Origin of the sequence: Brevibacterium linens ATCC 9172, assembly GCF_900169165.1 — a bacterium.
In the GTDB taxonomy this organism is placed as follows: domain Bacteria; phylum Actinomycetota; class Actinomycetes; order Actinomycetales; family Brevibacteriaceae; genus Brevibacterium; species Brevibacterium linens.
Genome location: NZ_FXYY01000016.1, coordinates 1 through 17,260, shown reverse-complemented (window position 1 = coordinate 17,260; position 17,260 = coordinate 1). Strand labels below are relative to the sequence as shown.

The 17,260-nt window shown below is 66.7% G+C and carries 13 protein-coding genes and 1 riboswitch; of the genes, 9 read left to right on the top strand and 4 right to left on the bottom strand.

Annotated elements, in window-relative coordinates:
• Window positions 1–5: 5 nt before the first annotated feature.
• The 7 genes from BLIN9172_RS12200 (at window position 6) to poxB (ending at window position 10,931) form a co-directional block, all read left to right on the top strand.
• Entirely contained in the window at window positions 6–1,307 is a 1,302-nt protein-coding gene (locus tag BLIN9172_RS12200) for a hypothetical protein (protein ID WP_145997956.1), read from the top strand.
• Between the two features lie 45 nt (window positions 1,308–1,352).
• The gene (locus BLIN9172_RS12195) at window positions 1,353–2,816 is read left to right on the top strand and encodes a DUF3375 domain-containing protein (protein WP_101555316.1); all 1,464 of its coding nucleotides are present in this window, start codon (window positions 1,353–1,355) and stop codon (window positions 2,814–2,816) included.
• A complete protein-coding gene (locus tag BLIN9172_RS12190; protein ID WP_240812108.1) occupies window positions 2,813–3,691 on the top strand; it encodes a DUF4194 domain-containing protein in 879 nt (292 codons plus the stop codon). The genes BLIN9172_RS12195 and BLIN9172_RS12190 overlap by 4 nt, the downstream gene beginning before the upstream one ends.
• Window positions 3,688–7,221: an ATP-binding protein gene (locus BLIN9172_RS12185; protein WP_101555315.1), complete on the top strand. Its 3,534-nt coding sequence runs from the start codon at window positions 3,688–3,690 to the stop codon at window positions 7,219–7,221. Before BLIN9172_RS12190 ends, BLIN9172_RS12185 begins: the two co-directional genes overlap by 4 nt.
• Window positions 7,218–8,579 (top strand): Wadjet anti-phage system protein JetD domain-containing protein, encoded by a 1,362-nt coding sequence (locus tag BLIN9172_RS12180; RefSeq protein ID WP_101555314.1) that lies wholly within the window; start codon window positions 7,218–7,220, stop codon window positions 8,577–8,579. Before BLIN9172_RS12185 ends, BLIN9172_RS12180 begins: the two co-directional genes overlap by 4 nt.
• Before the next feature lie 131 nt (window positions 8,580–8,710).
• The gene (locus BLIN9172_RS12175; RefSeq protein WP_101555313.1) at window positions 8,711–8,926 is read left to right on the top strand and encodes a hypothetical protein; all 216 of its coding nucleotides are present in this window, start codon (window positions 8,711–8,713) and stop codon (window positions 8,924–8,926) included.
• A 289-nt stretch (window positions 8,927–9,215) separates the two neighbouring features.
• Window positions 9,216–10,931: a ubiquinone-dependent pyruvate dehydrogenase gene (gene poxB, locus BLIN9172_RS12170; RefSeq protein ID WP_101555312.1), complete on the top strand. Its 1,716-nt coding sequence runs from the start codon at window positions 9,216–9,218 to the stop codon at window positions 10,929–10,931.
• 96 nt (window positions 10,932–11,027) lie between these two features.
• Here poxB and ribH read toward each other — a convergent pair whose 3' ends face one another.
• The 4 genes from ribH to ribD form a co-directional block, all read right to left on the bottom strand.
• Window positions 11,028–11,498: a 6,7-dimethyl-8-ribityllumazine synthase gene (gene ribH, locus BLIN9172_RS12165; protein ID WP_101555311.1), complete on the bottom strand. Its 471-nt coding sequence runs from the start codon at window positions 11,496–11,498 to the stop codon at window positions 11,028–11,030.
• Between the two features lie 64 nt (window positions 11,499–11,562).
• Window positions 11,563–12,942: a GTP cyclohydrolase II gene (ribA, locus tag BLIN9172_RS12160; protein WP_170286908.1), complete on the bottom strand. Its 1,380-nt coding sequence runs from the start codon at window positions 12,940–12,942 to the stop codon at window positions 11,563–11,565.
• Window positions 12,935–13,582: a riboflavin synthase gene (locus tag BLIN9172_RS12155; protein ID WP_101555310.1), complete on the bottom strand. Its 648-nt coding sequence runs from the start codon at window positions 13,580–13,582 to the stop codon at window positions 12,935–12,937. The genes ribA and BLIN9172_RS12155 overlap by 8 nt, the downstream gene beginning before the upstream one ends.
• Before the next feature lie 14 nt (window positions 13,583–13,596).
• Window positions 13,597–14,730, bottom strand: coding sequence for a bifunctional diaminohydroxyphosphoribosylaminopyrimidine deaminase/5-amino-6-(5-phosphoribosylamino)uracil reductase RibD (ribD, locus tag BLIN9172_RS12150; RefSeq protein WP_240812107.1), 1,134 nt, complete (start codon window positions 14,728–14,730; stop codon window positions 13,597–13,599).
• Between the two features lie 113 nt (window positions 14,731–14,843).
• A riboswitch (FMN riboswitch) is annotated at window positions 14,844–14,972 on the bottom strand.
• Window positions 14,973–15,081: 109 nt separating this feature from the next.
• On the opposite strand from ribD, the gene BLIN9172_RS12145 reads away from it, so the two are divergent.
• Both BLIN9172_RS12145 and BLIN9172_RS12140 read left to right on the top strand, forming a co-directional pair.
• Entirely contained in the window at window positions 15,082–15,570 is a 489-nt protein-coding gene (locus tag BLIN9172_RS12145; protein WP_101555309.1) for a MarR family winged helix-turn-helix transcriptional regulator, read from the top strand.
• Between the two features lie 94 nt (window positions 15,571–15,664).
• Window positions 15,665–16,978 (top strand): MFS transporter, encoded by a 1,314-nt coding sequence (locus BLIN9172_RS12140; RefSeq protein WP_101555308.1) that lies wholly within the window; start codon window positions 15,665–15,667, stop codon window positions 16,976–16,978.
• Window positions 16,979–17,260: the final 282 nt, after the last annotated feature.

The window sequence follows — 17,260 nt, the reverse complement described above, 5'->3', positions numbered from 1 at the left end:
CGTACGTGACCTCGTTCTTCACTTCCGGGTCAGCGCAGGTGCTCGTCGGCACCCGGGCGCTGCTCGGCGAAGGTTGGGATGCACCGGCCGTGACCGGACTCATCGACCTCACCACCGCGACCACCCCGACCGCCGTGACGCAGACCCGCGGCCGGGCGCTGCGCGAAGATCCGAACTGGGCACAGAAGGTCGCCCTCAACTGGACCGTTGTGTGCATCAGCCCAGACCACCCGCGCGGAGGACAGGACTGGGGCCGACTCGTGCGCAAGCACGACGGCTTCTTCGGCACCGACTCCAGCGGCGAGATCGTCGACGGCGTCGCCCATATCGACCCCGCGTTCTCGCCGTTCCACCCGCCCGAGGACGATATCGACGCCATCAATGCGCGGATGATCACGCGTGCGCAAGCCCGCACCGAGGTGGCGCAACGGTGGAACGTCGGCGCGGACTACCGCGACGAGGAGCTGCGGACGGTGCGGATCGTCGCCGATCATCCCCGGCCCGAGATTGCGCCGACGAAAAACGCCTCCGACGGCGCTCGTGCCGCGGCTGATGCCGCTGCTGGTGCTGAAGGCATCATCCCGAGGCCGCGGCACCGCGACGGCGACCCCGGAAAGATCCTCCCCGTCACTCTTCGCATGCCGATCGTCATCGTCTGGGCAACGGTGGGTCTCGTCATGGCGGCGACAGCGGTGCTGAGCAGCGGAGCCGCGGCGTGGATCCTCGGCATCATCGCCGTCGGACTGCTGCTGAGCCTGCCCTGCGTCCTCACCATTGCCGGCGGTCGCAGGCACCGCATCTACGGGGTCACCCCGACAGTCGCGCAGATCGCCGGTGCCGTTGCCGAGGCGCTTCATTCCCTCGAGCTGAGCAGTTCAGGAGCCGACGCGGTGCGGATGAGGATCGATGCACGCGGTGACCTGCGGTGTCACCTCGACGCGGATCCCGCCTCGGCGGAGGCCTTCGCTCTCGCGCTCGACGAAGCGGTGTCACCGATCGGTGACCCGCGGTACCTGCTTCCGTGCTGGCAGTTGCCGAGGCGCGCCCATGGGCTGCGTGGCTGGTGGACGCAGCTGAGGTGGGGGACCGGCACCGCCCAGAAGGCCGACCCGATCTGGGTGGGCGTGCCCGCCGTGCTGGGGACGAAGAAGGAACGCGCCGTGGCCTTCGCCGCCGCCTGGGACACCTGGATCGGAGGAGGTGAACCGATCTACACCCGCAGTCCCGGCGGGGCCGGCATCCTTGCAGCCGTGCGCGGAGGCGATCCTTGGTCGATGACCTCGGTGCTGCGCATGCGCTGGCGCTGAGCCGCGAATTGGCGCGGACCCGCCGGTGCATCGAGAATAGTTGCTATGTCCGCCCTGTCCTCCGCGCTCGCCTACCGGCGTCTGCTCGAATCGAATGCCACCCTGCGCATGCTCCGGGCCGACAACCTCGCCGTCATGGCCGGAACCCTCGACGCCCACCTCGGCAGGCCCGGCACGAGGATGAACACCGAGGATCTGCACGAAAGCATCGATGCCGACCTCGAAGAGCTCCGCGACCACTTCGACCTCTCGCTGCGGACCGCGAAGGCCTACTGTGATGACTGGCGACGCGCGGAGATCCTCGTCCGCCGGCCCGCCACCGGGGCCAGAGGCGAGACCTACGAGCTCTCCGCCGCCGGCTTCGACGCCATCCGCATGCTCGAACAGCTGCGCACACCTCCGCAGACCGCCACCGAATCCCGGTTGGTCAGCCTCGCCCAGTCCGTGCGTCAGCTGGCCATCGACACCGACCCGGACAGCTCCCGTCGACTGGCTGCTCTCCGCGCCGAACGCGACCGCATCGATGCCGAGATCGCCCGCGTCCGTCGCGGCGACCCGCGTTCGGTCGTCCTCGACCGCAGGCGCGCAAACGAACGCGTCTCCGACATCCTCCAACAGGCACAGGGTCTGCCCGCCGACTTCGCCCGCGTGCGTGCCCGCTTCGAAGAGCTCAACCAGGAACTGCGGATCTCGATACTGGCCGCCGAGGACTCCCGATCACAAGTACTGGACGAAGTCTTCCGCGGCGTCGACCTCATCGAGTCCTCTGACGAGGGCCGCACGTTCTCGGCGTTCTCCGCACTCGTCCGTGACCCCGAACAGTCCGCGTCCTTCGACGACGACATCGCGGCCATCCTCGACCGGGACTTCTCCGCCACCCTCTCCCTTGCCACCCGTCGCTCCCTGCGCACCTTGATGCGCCAGATGAAGGACGGCTCCCACGAGGTCTCGGACATCCTCACCGAATTCGCCCGGGGCCTGCGTCGTTACGTCCACTCCCACGAATTCCAACGCGACCGCGTCATGCGCACTCTGCTCCAGGAGGGCCTCGCCGCGGCCGCGCCCGTGTCGCAGGAGCTCAAGCCCTACGATGAGATCGGCATCGACCTCGAACTCTCAAGCGTGTCGCTGGGCAGCGTCGGTGAGGTCATCCTCCACGACCCCGAGGAGTTCGATGCCGGAGCGGAACTCGGCGAGGCCACTGACTCGGAGATCGACTTCGCCGAACTCATCGCCGTCGCTCGCGAATCGGAGATCGACTTCGCCGAGCTCACCGAAAACATCAACTCCTCACTCACCTCCACCCATGAAGCCTCCGTCGCCGAGGTGCTCGAGACCCACCCCGCGACCCAGGGCCTGGCCAGCGTCGTCGGGTTATTGTCCCTGGCCAGCACCTATGGCCACGTCGATGTCGGCAACCGCGAAATCCTCACGTGGACCGGCGTCGACGGCATCGCCCGCACCGCCGCGATCCGCCGCCACTACTTCACCGAAGGCATCACCCTATGAGCCCCACCGACCACGACAACGACACAGCCCCCGCCGAGGTGGAAGCCCGCAATGGTGCCCACCGGACTTCATCGGCAGATGAGCGCACATTCGGCGCCGAGGCGGGAGCCGCCTCGGCGAGGGAATCCACCGATTCTGTCGCCGAGTCGACCACGGCATCCGCGGACGGTTTCGACCACAACCCCAGTGGACTGTGGTCCGGAGACACCGGATCGCTGGGAGAGCGCACCCGCCGAGTGCTGCTCGAACTGCTCAAGGGACCATACGTGTCCGGCACCCAGGCCCCGCAGCTGTGGGCCGCGCTCGTCGCCGACGAAGGCCTCGTCCGATCACGCCTGCATGACCTGTTCCTCGACCTCGTCATCGACCGCGTCGACGAATTCGCGTTCACCCGCAAAATCGTCACCGACGAAATCGACGCCCCCGCCGCAGTGCGCAGCGAACGCCTGACCTTCCTCGACACGGCCATGCTGCTCGTGCTCCGACAGCTGCTGCTGGCCGCGCCGGGGGAGAAGCGCGTCATCGTCGACCGCGAAGAGGTCTACGAGCGCCTCGCGATCTACCGCACCGGCGACGAATCGACGTTCCAGCGCAACCTCAACGGCGCGTGGTCGCGAATGAGCAACCGGCTGCGGGTGCTCCACAAGGCCGGCGAGGACCGCTTCGAGATCTCCCCGATGGTGAAGTTCCTCATCGACGAGGATCGCGTGCGCGAGCTCATCGCCGTCTACGAACGCATCGCCGCAGGTGAGGCCGACACCGGGGAGGAACCCGAAATCGATGCCGCCGCCGAGGCGGGGGTGGAGTCCGATGACGGTTCCGTCGCCGCCACCGAAACCGATGCAGACACCGTCACCGAGGAGGACGACGCGTGACCGAGGCACTCTTCCCGCTCGACGCGGCCTTCGTCGCCGATCAGGCGCGCGCCCGCGGAGCGAACCGACCCGACGTCGGCAGCCAGTGGCGGCTGAGCGAGATCCAGATCGCGAACTGGGGCACCTTCGACTCGGATATCCACCGGATCCCCGTCTCCCACAAGGGCCACCTCATCACCGGTCCTTCCGGTTCCGGCAAATCATCGCTGCTCGACGGCATCGCCGCCGTCCTCACCCCGGACAAGTGGCTGCGCTTCAACGTCGCCGCTCAGACCGCGGGTGCTCGTCTCGACCAGCGCAGCCTCGTCAGCTACGTCCGCGGAGCCTGGACCCGGACCGCCGACTCCGACGAAGACCGCGTCGTCAGCAAATACCTGCGCCCGCGCGCCACCTGGAGCGGAATCATTCTCCGCTACGACAACGGCAGCGACAGACCTCTGTCCTTGGCCCGGCTCTTCTTCATCAAGGGGTCGGCGACGAAGGCGACGGACCTCTCCGACGCCTGCGTCCTCGAGCGTGCCGACCTCGACCTCTCCGACCTGCAGCACTATGCCCGGTCCGGCCTCGAGACTCGCAAACTCAAGGCCGACCATCCTGATGCCGTCATCACCTCGAACGGATCCCACGGGAAGTTCTATGCGCGGATGCGCAAGACCTTCGGCATGGCCGACGAGTCCGCTCTCCAGCTGCTGCACAAGACCCAGTCGGCGAAGAGCCTCGACAGCCTCGACCGGCTCTTCCGGGACCATATGCTCGAAACCCCGGTGACCTTCGACCTCGCAGACACTGCCGTCGCCCAGTTCGGTGACCTCAAGGACGCTCACGACCATGTCGTGCAGCTGCGCAAACAGCGCGACCACCTGCTTCAGCTGCGTGAAGCCGCTTCCCGCTTCGAGACCGCCAATGACATCGCCGCGAAGTCGATCGCCCTGAGTGAAGCCCTGCTGCCGTACCAGAAACGGCGTGAGCTCGATATCCTGCGTGCCGACCTGTCCGCGCTGACGCGGCAGATCGTCGAACTCGAAGTCACCGCCGACCGCGCGAAACGCGACTGCGATGCCGCCGTCGACGAATACGACTTGGCCAGGCGAGCCACTCTCGAACTCGGCGGTTCCGAGGCCGAACACCTGCAGCAGCGCATCGACACAGCCGAGACGGAACGCCGCGCCATCGCCGAACGCTGGGCGTCACTGGCCCGGCAACTCGAGCAGGCCGGCATCGAGCACGCTCCGACCACGGCCGCCGAGTTCGCCGAACTCCAGGCTCAGATCGCCTCCAGCCTCGACGACGACACGCAGGTCGCCGGGCCCAGCCACGCCGACCATGACCGGTTCTCCCAAGCGAGGGCCAAGGTGCGCGAACTCGAAGGTGAGATCGAATCGCTGCGCCGGTCCGGATCGACTGTGCCGAACAACCTCCTGGCGATCCGCTCCGAACTCGCCGCCGGCACCGGTCTGAGCGAGAAGGCGCTGCCGTTCGCCGCCGAACTCATCGAAGTCGACCCCGACGAGGCCCGGTGGACCGGCGCGATCGAACGAGTGCTGCGCCCCATGGCACTGACCGTCCTCGTCCGGGCGGAGAACCTCTCGGCAGTGCGCACCTGGGTCGACGCCCACCGCATCCGCGGCCGACTCGTCTTCGAGGAGATCCCGCACTCGGTGCCGAGCCCTCGCCCCGTCGGCAGTGAGAAGTCGCTGGTGAACAAGGTGCATGTTTCCGACACCGGCTTCGGCGACTGGGTCCGGACCACCTTGTCCGAACGCTTCGACTTCGCCTGCGTCGACTACCCCGACGAACTCGACGACCACCCGCGCGCCGTCACCGTCAAAGGACAGATCAAGACCTCACGCACCCGCTACGAAAAAGACGACCGGCGAGCTATCGACGATCGCAGCCAATGGGTCCTCGGCGACCGCGAAGCGAAACTCGAAGCCCTCGTCGAATCCCTCAAAGAGGCTCAGTCGGAACTGGCCGCCGCCGAACAGGTGGTCGCGGCAGCCGACGCCGAAACCGCACAGGCCCACCGCCGCCGCGGCATCCTCGCCGGCATTCGCGAACAGTCCTGGCGCGACGTCGACCGCGACGGCGCGGCGGAGAGAGTCGCGACTCTCGAACGGCAGCTGGCCGAACTCGAAGACGCCGACGGCGACCTGCAGCAGGCGATCGGCGCCGAACGTGAGGCGAAAGCAGTCAAGGACACGGCCGAGACCGCGAGGTCCGAAGCCGACTATGCCCTGCGCCGAGCGAACGAAGAATCGACGGATCTGCGCTCGAACATCACCCGGATCGAAGACGACGTCGACTCCGGTCGGGTAGCGGTTGTGGAGGGCCACCTCGGCGAACAGCTCGACGAACGCTTCCGCAAGATCCAACGCAGCATCAAGCGGGAGAACCTCGCCGAGGTGGGCCAGCAGGTCTCGCAGGTGCTGCAGGAGGAGAAGGACCGGGCCCAGGCCGAAGCAAGCCGGTCGGGGCAGTCCGTGACGCGGCTGGCCGCCGAGTTCAAGGCCGCATGGCCGTCGGTATCGTCCCAGCTGACAGCCGAAGTCGATGATCGTCGAGCCTATCTGGCGATGCTCGATGAGATCGAAGCGCACGGCCTGCCCGATCATGAGAACCGTTTCCGGGATCTGCTGCAGCAGCGCTCCCGTGACCTCATCGGCGAACTCCTCAACGAGATCCACGCCGCTCCGCGCGAGATCGAGGATCGGGTCGCCCCGATCAATTCGTCCCTGCTGCGCTCGCAGTTCGACGAGGACCGGTACCTGCGGCTCAAGGTCAAGACCCGCCGCTCCGAGACCGTCAACGCCTTCATCGCCGATCTTCGACTCGTCGCCAGCGGCAGCTGGGGCGAGGACGATATGGAGACCGCGGAGAAGAAGTACGACACCCTCGCCGAGGTGATGCGCCGATTCGCCTCCAGCGAGCACGTCGACAAGGTGTGGAAGACCCAATGTCTGGACACACGTCTGCACGTGAGCTTCCTCGCCGAGGAGATCGACGATCACGGGCGCGCGCACGCCACCTACGATTCGGGTGCTGCGATGTCCGGTGGCCAGCAGCAGAAGCTCGTGATCTTCTGCCTGGCGGCAGCGCTGCGGTATCAGCTGGCCGACCCGGACGAGGCGATCTCGAAATACGGCACGATCATCCTCGACGAGGCCTTCGACAAGGCCGACACCCGCTACACCCGGATGGCTCTCGACATCTTCATCGAGTTCGGGTTCCACATGGTGCTCGCCACCCCGCAGAAGCTGCTGCAGACGATCGAACCGTATGTGGGGGCGGCGACCTCGATCGAGAATCCGAGCCGGCAGAAGACCCTGACCTCGACGATGGTGTGGGACGAGTCCGTGCGCGGGGAGGCTACAGGAACGGAGTCGGGCTCGAATTCGGATTCGGCTGATGGCGCGGGCGAGGAGCCGGTCGGCGCTGGTGGGACAGGTGGTTCCACGGGTGCGGACAGCTCCGAGAGCGTCCGTGTAGCCGGTGAAGTCGAGCTCGATTTCGAGGAGTCGGACGCCCAATGACGATGCTCTCCGTCGCCGAGGCCCGAGCGAAGGCGCGCAAGCGCCTGAGTTCGTCCATGGCCTCGTGGGCGGCGGAGCAGGTCGAGGAGGTGCGAATCGAGGTCGCCCTCAAACCCCCGACGGAGAAGCAGGTGCTCTCCGATCAGGCTGCCGCCGCGAACTGGGCCGGCAGTTGGCGGGCGGTCCGGGAGCGTGCGGGGGCGGCTGCCGCGGGCGCTCCTGCTGAGCTCGAGATCGATTGGGAAGAACGCAGTTGGGTCCGCGTCGGCAGGCAACGTGTTCCGGTCCGACTGCGATTGTTGACCCCTGATGCAGTGGCCGCTTTCGTCGGCGGCGACACTGCTCGAGACTGGCGGATCCTGCGCGACCGGGCTCAGCTGATCCGAGAACGTTTGGGACCCGTATCGAACGGCACTGAAGCGATCGGTGACGCAGATGCCGAGGCTGTTGAAGACGGGACCTCCCTTGCCGCGGCGATACGTTCCCAGTCGAAACGGATCCTCTCCTTGTCCGACGCCGCATTCGTTACTGTCATCGACGTCGTCGACTGGCTGTGCACCCATCCGCTCGGATCGCTGCGACCCAGACAGCTGCCCATCCGCGGGGTGGACTCGAAGTGGTTCGAGACCCACCGCAGCCTCGTCACCGCCCTGCTCGGAGGGATCGGCCACGCCGATGCGGTGACCGTCCTCGACGCCGAACCGCGACTGCGGCTGCGTATCCTCGACGGGACCCTGATCGGCGCCGTGGATCATGAGGTCACCGTCGATCGCACCTCGGTCAGAGCAGCCGCCGCGTCCCTCGACGATGTGACCGCTCCGATCTCCCGACTCGGTCGACTGCCCGTATCGCCGAGGCTGGTCTTCGTCTTCGAGAACCTCGAATCAGTGCTCGCCATGCCGGATTGGCCGGGTGCCGTGGCCGTACACGGCTCTGGCTATGCCGTCGACGGGGTCGCTCGATTGGACTGGATCGACGGTGCGCGTGTGATCTATTGGGGCGACCTCGACTCCCATGGTTTCGCGATCCTCAACCGCCTGCGCAGCCATCTGCCGGAGGTCGAATCCGTGCTCATGGACGAAGCAACTCTGCTCGCACACCAGGATCTCTGGGTACCGGAACCGAAGCCGAGCACCGGCACTTTCGCGCATCTGACCGGCACCGAGGCACGTGCCCTCGAACGACTACATGCTGAAGGAGGCGTCCGGCTCGAACAGGAACGCATCCCGTGGGATACGGCTCTGAACCGGCTGCGGACCGCGGCCGAGGTGGAGACCTCGGGTCACCTCGGCGCAGGAACAGGTCGTGGCGTGGGAACGGAGCGCCGCTTCGGCGAGGGCCTTGACGACGAACGATAAGCCGCGCGGGGGACTGACCGCCAGTCCTCAACCGCACCTGGACCGACGAGGCGGCCGACCGCACCGAACGCCCGAGCCGGGCCGAACTGCTCCACGTCACCCGTCACCCGCGCTTCATCACCCTCCAGATCGTGATCGCGACCTTCACCCTCTTCGCGGTGACGATCAACACCATCCCGCTCATCATCGAACGCGGTGCCGACTACGGTCTGGCGGCCATCTCCCTCGGCCTCGTCGGCTTCGGTCAGGTGGCCGGCCGATTCAGGTACCCGAGCCTTGAACAGCACTCGTCGACACGGTCGCGGACGGTCGTCCTCTCCGCCTCGGGCCCGTCGGCCTGTGGCTGATCGCCCTGGTTCTCGGCCCGATCTGGCGGCTCATCGGCATCGCCATGCTCGACGGTGGTGTGCGCGGATGTATGACCCTGCTGTCTGCGCAGACGTGAATGCCGCCTCGGCGAGGCCGTTCCCAGACCGATACGGGAGATATTCCCGCATTCGTGGGTGAGGAATCGGACAGCCGCCCTGCTGGACTTCGGGGCTAGACTGAAAGTGCTGTCAAGGCCTCGATCACGGGGCCGCCCCTGCCGGGGCTGTGAATGCACCCCCGGTGCCATGGTTCAACGGAAGGAAGTCAATGCCCACCGTCGCCAGAAACATCGTCGATACCCTTGTCGCCAGCGGAGTCAAGCGCGTCTACGGCATCCCGGGAGATTCGCTCAACGGATTCACCGATGCCCTCCGCGTCAACCCGCAGCTCGAATGGGTCCATGTCCGTCACGAGGAAGCCGCCTCCTTCGCCGCCAGCGGCGAGGCCGCACTGACCGGGGAACTCGCGGTCTGCGCCGGCAGCTGCGGACCCGGCAACCTCCACCTCATCAACGGGCTCTTCGATGCCCAGCGTTCACGGGTTCCCGTGCTGGCCATCGCCGCCCAGATCCCCAGCGACGAGATCGGCTCGAACTATTTCCAGGAGACCCGCCCGACCGAACTGTTCCGCGATTGCAGCGTCTACGTCGAAAACGTCTCCTCGGCCGAGCAGATGCCTCGACTGCTGCGCATCGCCATGCGTGAGGCCATCGAGAAGCGCGGCGTGGCCGTCCTCGTCATCCCCGGCGATATCGGCTTGGCCGACATCGATGCCGCCGCCGAGGTGGTCAAGGCCTACCCGTCGCACATGATCCCCGCAGCCTCCCAGGTCGAAGCCGCGGCCAAGGCGCTCAACAAGAGCAAGAAGACGACGATCCTCGCCGGTGCCGGCACCGAGGGCGCCCACGACGAACTGCTCGCCATCGCCGAAAAGCTTCAGGCCCCGATCGTCCATACGATGCGCGGCAAGGAATTCGTCGAACCCGACAACCCCTACGACGTGGGCATGACCGGTCTGCTCGGATTCTCCTCCGGCTACGCCGCACTCAAGGACTGCGACACCCTGCTCATGCTCGGCACCGACCTGCCCTACCAGCAGTTCTACCCCGAGGACGCCACCGTCATCCAAGTCGATGTGCGCGGATCCCAGATCGGGCGGCGCACGAAGGTCGACATTCCGCTCGTCGGAACGGTCGCCGACACCGTCGAGGCGCTGCTGCCGCAGATCAAAGCCAACCGCAGCAGCACTCATCTCAAGTCCCTGACCAAGCACTACCAGAAGACCCGGAAGGACCTCGACGAACTGGCCACTCCGTCAAAGCGGACGATCCACCCGCAGTATCTGACCCGCCTCCTCGACGAGATGGCCGATGACGACGCGGTGTTCGTTCCCGACGTCGGATCGCCGGTGGTGTGGGCGGCCCGCTACCTGACGATGAACGGCAAGCGCCGCCTCATCGGCTCCTTCAGCCACGGCTCGATGGCCAACGCACTGTCGCAGAGCGTCGGCGTCCAGTCGGCGTTCGATAGCCGGCAGACCATTGCGCTCGCCGGCGACGGCGGCCTGTCCATGCTGCTCGGTGAGCTCATCACGCTCACCCAGAACAAGCTGCCGGTGAAGACGGTCGTGTACAACAACTCCTCGCTCAACTTCGTCGAGCTCGAGATGAAGGCGGCCGGTTTCGTCACGTTCGGCACCGACCTCGACGATCCCGACTTCTCCACCATCGCCGAGGCGGTCGGGATCAAGGGCTTCCGTGTCGAGAAGTCCAAGGACCTGCCGAAGGTCGTCAAGGAATTCCTCGCCTACCCGGGGCCGGCTGTCCTCGATGTCGTCACCGAACGCCAGGAGCTGTCGATGCCGCCGTCGATCACCGCCGAACAGGCCAAGGGCTTCGCGCTCTACGCGATCCGCACGGTGCTCTCGGGCAAGGGGGACGAACTCATCGACCTCGCACGCACGAACATCCGCCAGCTCTTCTGACGAGCACACGCCGAGAAACGGGTTGAGCGTCGAAACACGGGTGTACACACCCGTTTCTCGGCGCTCAGCCCGTTTCTCGATGAAGATGAGCGCAACTCAGCCCTGCGTGTAAGGCGCCAGGGCCTGGGCGGTGACGAGGGCGGCGGTCATCGCCTCATGCCCCTTGTCCTCGACCGACCCCTCGAGTCCGGCGCGGTCGAGTCCCTGCTGTTCGGTGTCGCAGGTGAGCACGCCGAAGCCGACCGGCTTGCCCGAGTCGATGGCGACCCGATTGAGGCCGTCGGTGGCCGCTTGGCAGACATAGTCGAAGTGCGGAGTGCCGCCGCGGATGACGACGCCGAGGGCGACGACAGCGTCGAAGTGCGGTGCCAGGCGCGCGGCGGCGACGGGCAGTTCGAAGCTGCCGGGCACGCGGATGAGCGTGGCCTCGGCTCCAGCCTCGGCGGCGGCGCGCTGGGCTCCGTCGACGAGTCCGTCCATGATCTGGGTGTGCCAGGAGGCGGCGACGATGGCGACGCGCAGGTCAGCGGCGTCGACGGTGAGTTCTGGTGCTCCGGAATGAGCCATGAGTGTGTCCTTTGTTCGAAGGCTCCGAAGAGCTTGGTTCGTGTTCAGAGTGGGTGCGCGGGTTTCAGCTGGCGACGGCCCCGGCGGCACCTGCACCGTTGCCCACGCCCATGCCGACGGTACCCGCGCCCGTGCCGGCAGTGCCCGTGACCTCCGGCAGCGTGAGCACATGGTGCATGCGTTCGCGCTTCGTGACCAGGTAGTGCGTGTTCTCCGGCCGCGCCGCGACCTCGAGCGGAACCACAGCTTCGACCGTGATGCCCAGCTCTTCGAGGGCCGAGGTCTTCGCCGGGTTGTTCGTGAGCAGGCGGATGCGAGTCAGCCCGAGCGAGTGCAGGATCGTCGCCGCGGCACGGTAGTCGCGAGCATCGTCGTTGAACCCGAGGTCCCGGTTCGCATCCACGGTGTCCCGCCCCTGATCCTGCAGAGCGTAGGCGCGCAGTTTGTTGCTCAGCCCGATTCCGCGGCCCTCGTGCCCGGTGAGGTAGAGAACCGCACCGCCGTGTTCGGCGATGATGCCGAGCGCCAGGTCGAGCTGTTCACCGCAGTCGCAACGGTGCGAACCGAAGACGTCCCCGGTCAGGCACTCCGAATGCAGCCGCACGAGAGGCGCCGAACCCGCTGCGTCGGAATCCGGGGATCCCGCAAACACGCCGAGGTGGTCATGCCCGTTGATCGTGAACGCGCGGGCCCGCAGGCTGCCGTGCTCCGACGGCAGAGCCACCTCCGCGGTCGCCTCCACCGATCCGGTCCCACCAGGGACACCGGCGATGTGCGCCGAGGCGGCCGCCGGGGAGTCGACCGACGCACCCGTATCACGCAGCTCGAGGTAGGCGATGAGCTGTTCGATCGAGACCATGACGAGGTCGTGGGCGTCGGCGAAGTCACGCACCGCGTCGAAGCGCATCATCGACCCGTCGTCGTGGACCACCTCGGCGATCATTGCCACCGGCTGCGCGCCGGCCAAACGCGCGAACTCGACCCCGGCCTCGGTGTGGCCGGGGCGCTCCCGGACACCGCCGTCCTTCGCGATGAGCGGGAAGACATGGCCGGGCCGCGAGATCGCCGCCGGATCAGGGTGGGCGGCGGCGAGGACCCGACCGGTCTCGGCGCGTTCGGCGGCGCTGATGCCCGTGGTCACCCCGACCGCATCGCAGCTGACCGTGTAGGCCGTGCCCTTCGGGTCCTCGTTGTCGGTGACCATCGGCGGCAGACGCAGGGCGGCGGCTCGGTCGGCGGTCATGGGTGCGCAGATGACGCCCGAGGTGTGCCGGACAAAGAAGCCCATCGCTGTGGGATCGGCGAACTCGGCGGCCATGATGAGGTCACCCTCGTTCTCCCGGTCCTCATCATCGACGACGAGGATGGGCCGGCCGGCGGCGACGGCTGCGATGGCCGCATCGATGGGATCGAGGCGGCTGGCGTGGGCGATGGGATCAGTCATGATCGACTCCTTGCTGGATGGTGGTGCGGAACGACAGGAGGCGTGCGGTGTACTTCGCGAGCACATCGACCTCGACGTTCACGGCCGCGCCCACCGGCAGCTCGCCGAACGTCGTGTGGGTCAGGGTGGCCGGAATGAGGCCGACCTCCACCCACGCCGAGGATGCGCTCGGCTCGGACACGGCCGTCAGCGTCAGGGAGACCCCGTTGAGGGCGATCGACCCCTTGACCGCGGTCAGCGGGGCGAGTTCGGCAGGGAGCCCGATGCGCAGTGTCGACCAGTCGGGACGGTCGATGCGGTCGAGGAGTTCACCGCGTCCGTCGACATGTCCTTGGACGACATGGCCGTCGAAGCGCCCCGAGGCGGGCGTGCAGCGTTCGAGGTTGACTCGGTCGCCCGTGCCCAGGGTGCCGAGTCCGGTCAGGCGCAGGGTCTCGCCCATGACCTCGGCGGTGAAGAGGCCGGGGCGCTGTTCGGTGGGCCGCCTCGTCGAGGTCAGGCACACACCGTTGACGGCCAGCGAGCCGCCGAGTTCGAGGTCGGCGACGAGGGGCCCGGCGTCGATGGTGATCGCGGCCGAATCGTTTGTGCGCTCGATGGACTCGACGGTGCCGAGTCCTTCGATGATTCCGGTGAACATGTGACTCCAGATTCCTACGTGTTGGTCGGTGATGGCTGGGGGTCTGCGGCGGCTGCGTGCGTGATCCGCCGGGAGCCGGGTTCGGCTGGCTCCTGGGCTGTCGTTGCGAAGTGCAGCAGGAAATCCGGGCCGAGCCGCGAGACCGCCGGAGTCTCCGTATCGTCGGGAACCAGTCGCAGCGCATCGGACAGGGTGCCGATGTCCAAACCGTCGACACTGCTGCGGCCGGGGCCGATGAGCAGCGGAGCCTGATAGCAGAAGACTTCGTCGACGACCCCGGCGGCGAAGAACGCGCCGAGCACCGTTGGTCCTCCTTCGACGAGAAGATGACGCACCCCGGCGGCGTGCAGCTGGTCCAGGGCGTCCCGGACATCATGGGTGCGCAGATGCAGCGTGTTCGGGTTGAGGGCGAGAAACGAGGTGACCGGCAGCTCGGAGGTTCCGAGCACGACGGGCCGCGGCTGATCGTCGAGCGCGATTCCGTCATGACCGCGGGCATTGAGACGCGGATCGTCGGCCACTGCGGTGCCGGTGCCGACGAGGATGGCGTCGACTCGGGCCCGGACCTCGTGAGCGTGTGCGCGCGACTCCGCCGAGGTGATCCATCGGCTGGTTCCGTCATCGGCGGCGACGGCCCCGTCGAGGCTCTGCGCGATCTTCGCCGTGACGAACGGGCGGTCCTCGGCCGTCGACCGGACCCAGCGGGCATTGAGAGCGCGGGAGTCGGCTTCGTACAGTCCCGAACGGACCGTCAGCCCCGCCTCGGCGAGGGTGTGTCCACCGCCCGCGGCAAGGGGGTTCGGGTCGGGGGAGGCGAAGACGACGGAGGGGATTTGAGCGTTGATGATCGCCTCGGTGCAGGGGCCGGTCCGGCCGTGGTGGGCGCAGGGCTCGAGCGTGACGAACAGCGTCGAGGTGGTCAGATCGATGTCGAGGTCGTGGGCGGTGGTGATCGCGTCCACCTCGGCGTGGGGCGTTCCGGCACCTCCGTGGTGACCGGTGACGATCTGGCCGTCGGCTGTCAGGATTGCCGCGCCCACCAGCGGATTCGCTCCGCGAACTCCTTCGCGGGCCGCATTGAGAGCGGCGGCCATCGCCGCGGATTCGAGGTCCGTGAATTCCGCGGCCTCGTCTGGCTGCGTGCCCATGAAAAACCTCCCGAGCCTTCGCCGGGAGGGAGGATATTGCGGGTGCAACCATCAGGGCGTCTCAGTCGCGTGCGACGGTGCGGTCGAATGCACCGAACACAGCGGCCGAGGCCACCATGCTCCTCCCATCCAGACTCTGACTGTCGGTTTCGGAATTTCACCGAATCAACCGCCTGCACGAATGCGAGCGGGTCGCGGACTGTGACCGCCGGTACGGAATTTCACCGTCCCCGGAACATGTGAGGCCAGGTTAGCACGACCGTCACCGAGGCGGCCGTGAGGTCCGACACATGGTGACATTCGGGTGGGGCTGACTTGCCGAAATGCATAACACGGGTATATAAATAAGTTATGGATGATGTGGATTCGGCCGAACTCGTATCTCGGCTCGTTGTCGTCTCGTCGCGCCTGACCAGAGCGTTTCGAAGAGTGATCGGCAACGAGAACTCACTGGCGGCGCTGCGTGCGCTCGCCGTCGTCGAGCAGTATCAACCTGTCCGCGTCGGTCATTTTGCGCAAGGGTATCTCAGTTCTCAGCCTGCGGCGACGAAGCTCCTCGCCAAACTCGAGGAAGCCGGGCTCGTCGTGCGCGAGCCCAGCCCCACGGATGGTCGCGCTTCGCAGTTCTCACTCACCGATGCCGGTCGGGCGCGGCTGGCGGAGAACCGGGCGATCATGATCGAGCAGATTCAGCCGTACTTCGAGTCGCTGAGCGTCGAGGAGCGGCAGAGCGTCGATCGTGCGCTGGGACTGGTATCGGACTTCCTCAAGGACCGCCACCCGGTCGACGGCGTCGACGAGCAGATCGAGGGCCCGGATTCGGACTCGGACGCGGGCTAGCCGCCGAACACATCGCAGTTTTCAACCACGCTTCCACGCTTCCGGAACTGATTTCGAAGCGAATGCACCACAGGAAAGGGGACGCGACCAGCAGATGAGAGCGTCAGCAGACAACGAAACAACAGGGGACGAAACGCCCGGCGATCCCGGGGCGGGAACGTCGATCCTTCGCCAGCCACGTGCCGTGTGGGCGGTCGCGTTCGCCGCGGTCATCGCCTTCATGGGCATCGGCTTGGTCGATCCGATCCTGCCGGCCATCTCGGCCGAGCTCGACGCCAGCCCCGCCCAATCGATGCTGCTGTTCACCAGCTACCTGTTCATCACCGGCGGAATGATGTTCTTCACGAGCTTCCTGTCTTCGCGCATCGGTGCGAAGACCACGCTGCTCATCGGTCTTGTGCTCATCGTCGCGTTCGCGGCTCTGGCCGGATTCTCCGGATCCGTCGACCAGATCATCGGGTTCCGTGCCGGTTGGGGTCTGGGCAACGCGCTGTTCATCTCCACAGCGCTGTCGACGATCGTCGGCGCCGCGTCCGGCGGTGCGGAGAAGGCGATCATCCTCTACGAGGCGGCTCTCGGCGTCGGCATCGCCACCGGCCCGCTGCTCGGCGGACTCCTCGGGGGCATCTCCTGGCGCGGACCGTTCTTCGGCACCGCAGTGCTCATGGCCATCGGCTTCATCGCGATCATCGTGCTGCTTCCGGGCGGCACGAGCTCGACCGGGGCTGCCGCGGAGCCGATCAGACTCAGCGCCACGTTCCGAGCGCTCGCTCGTCCGGGGGTGGCCATCCTCGGCGTCTCCGCGCTGCTGTACAACTTCGGCTTCTTCATTCTGCTGGCCTACAGTCCGTTCCCCGTCGAGGCGGCCGCCGCGAAGCTGGGCATGGAGGACTTCGGCGCCATGGGCCTCGGCTACGTCTTCTTCGGTTGGGGCATCTGCGTGGCGATCACCTCGGTGTTCGGCGCTCCCGTGCTGACCAAGCGGATGGGGCGCCGTCGCAGCCTCATCGTCACCCTCGTCGCGCTCGCTGTGCTGCTGGGTGTCATGTCCTTCCTCGTCGAATCGCTGGCCGGGATCGTCGTCTGCATCATCGTGGCCGGCATGCTTCTGGGTGTGCTCAACACCGTCTTCACCGAATCGGCGATGGAGGTCAGCGACCTGCCCCGGCCGGTCGCCTCGGGCACCTATTCGGGTGTGCGCTTCATCGGCGGTGCCGTGGCACCGATCGTTGCCGGAGCGGTGTCGGAATCCATCAGTGCGGGATCTCCGTACCTCTTCGGCGCCGGGGCAGTGCTGCTGTCGGTCGTCGTCATCTCGCTCGGGTGGAAGGCACTGCGTCGCGTCGACGGGCACATCGACGAGACGTCGGTCGACGAGGCCTATGCACTCACCGGCGGCGCCGCCTGAGGTGGCAGCGAATCGCTGATCACGGCGCCCGAGGAGGCAATCCTCGGGCGCCGTTTCCGTGTCCGGACCATGACAAATGGGTGAATCATGAGCTGTGTTGCAGATCTGAAACCGGTTCGACACATGATCGATAGAAAGCCTGGTGCAGAATAGATGGGTGAGTCCCATAGAGTGGTGGCATTCCCACCAGGGACTTCACCCCCAAAAATGTGAAGAACCATCGTGGGATCCCGCTAGTAGTTCCGCCAAGAACCTCACGAAAGGCATCCCACGATGGCTGAC

Excerpts from the sequence above, each read along its gene's own strand:
- BLIN9172_RS12195 (WP_101555316.1), top strand. The coding sequence starts at position 1,353 with ATGTCCGCCCTGTCCTCCGCGCTCGCCTACCGGCGTCTGCTCGAATCG.
- BLIN9172_RS12190 (WP_240812108.1), top strand. The coding sequence starts at position 2,813 with ATGAGCCCCACCGACCACGACAACGACACAGCCCCCGCCGAGGTGGAA.
- BLIN9172_RS12180 (WP_101555314.1), top strand. The coding sequence starts at position 7,218 with ATGACGATGCTCTCCGTCGCCGAGGCCCGAGCGAAGGCGCGCAAGCGC.
- poxB (WP_101555312.1), top strand. The coding sequence starts at position 9,216 with ATGCCCACCGTCGCCAGAAACATCGTCGATACCCTTGTCGCCAGCGGA.
- ribH (WP_101555311.1), bottom strand. The coding sequence starts at position 11,498 with ATGGCTCATTCCGGAGCACCAGAACTCACCGTCGACGCCGCTGACCTG.
- ribA (WP_170286908.1), bottom strand. The coding sequence starts at position 12,942 with ATGACTGATCCCATCGCCCACGCCAGCCGCCTCGATCCCATCGATGCG.
- BLIN9172_RS12155 (WP_101555310.1), bottom strand. The coding sequence starts at position 13,582 with ATGTTCACCGGAATCATCGAAGGACTCGGCACCGTCGAGTCCATCGAG.
- ribD (WP_240812107.1), bottom strand. The coding sequence starts at position 14,730 with ATGGGCACGCAGCCAGACGAGGCCGCGGAATTCACGGACCTCGAATCC.
- BLIN9172_RS12145 (WP_101555309.1), top strand. The coding sequence starts at position 15,082 with ATGGATGATGTGGATTCGGCCGAACTCGTATCTCGGCTCGTTGTCGTC.
- BLIN9172_RS12140 (WP_101555308.1), top strand. The coding sequence starts at position 15,665 with ATGAGAGCGTCAGCAGACAACGAAACAACAGGGGACGAAACGCCCGGC.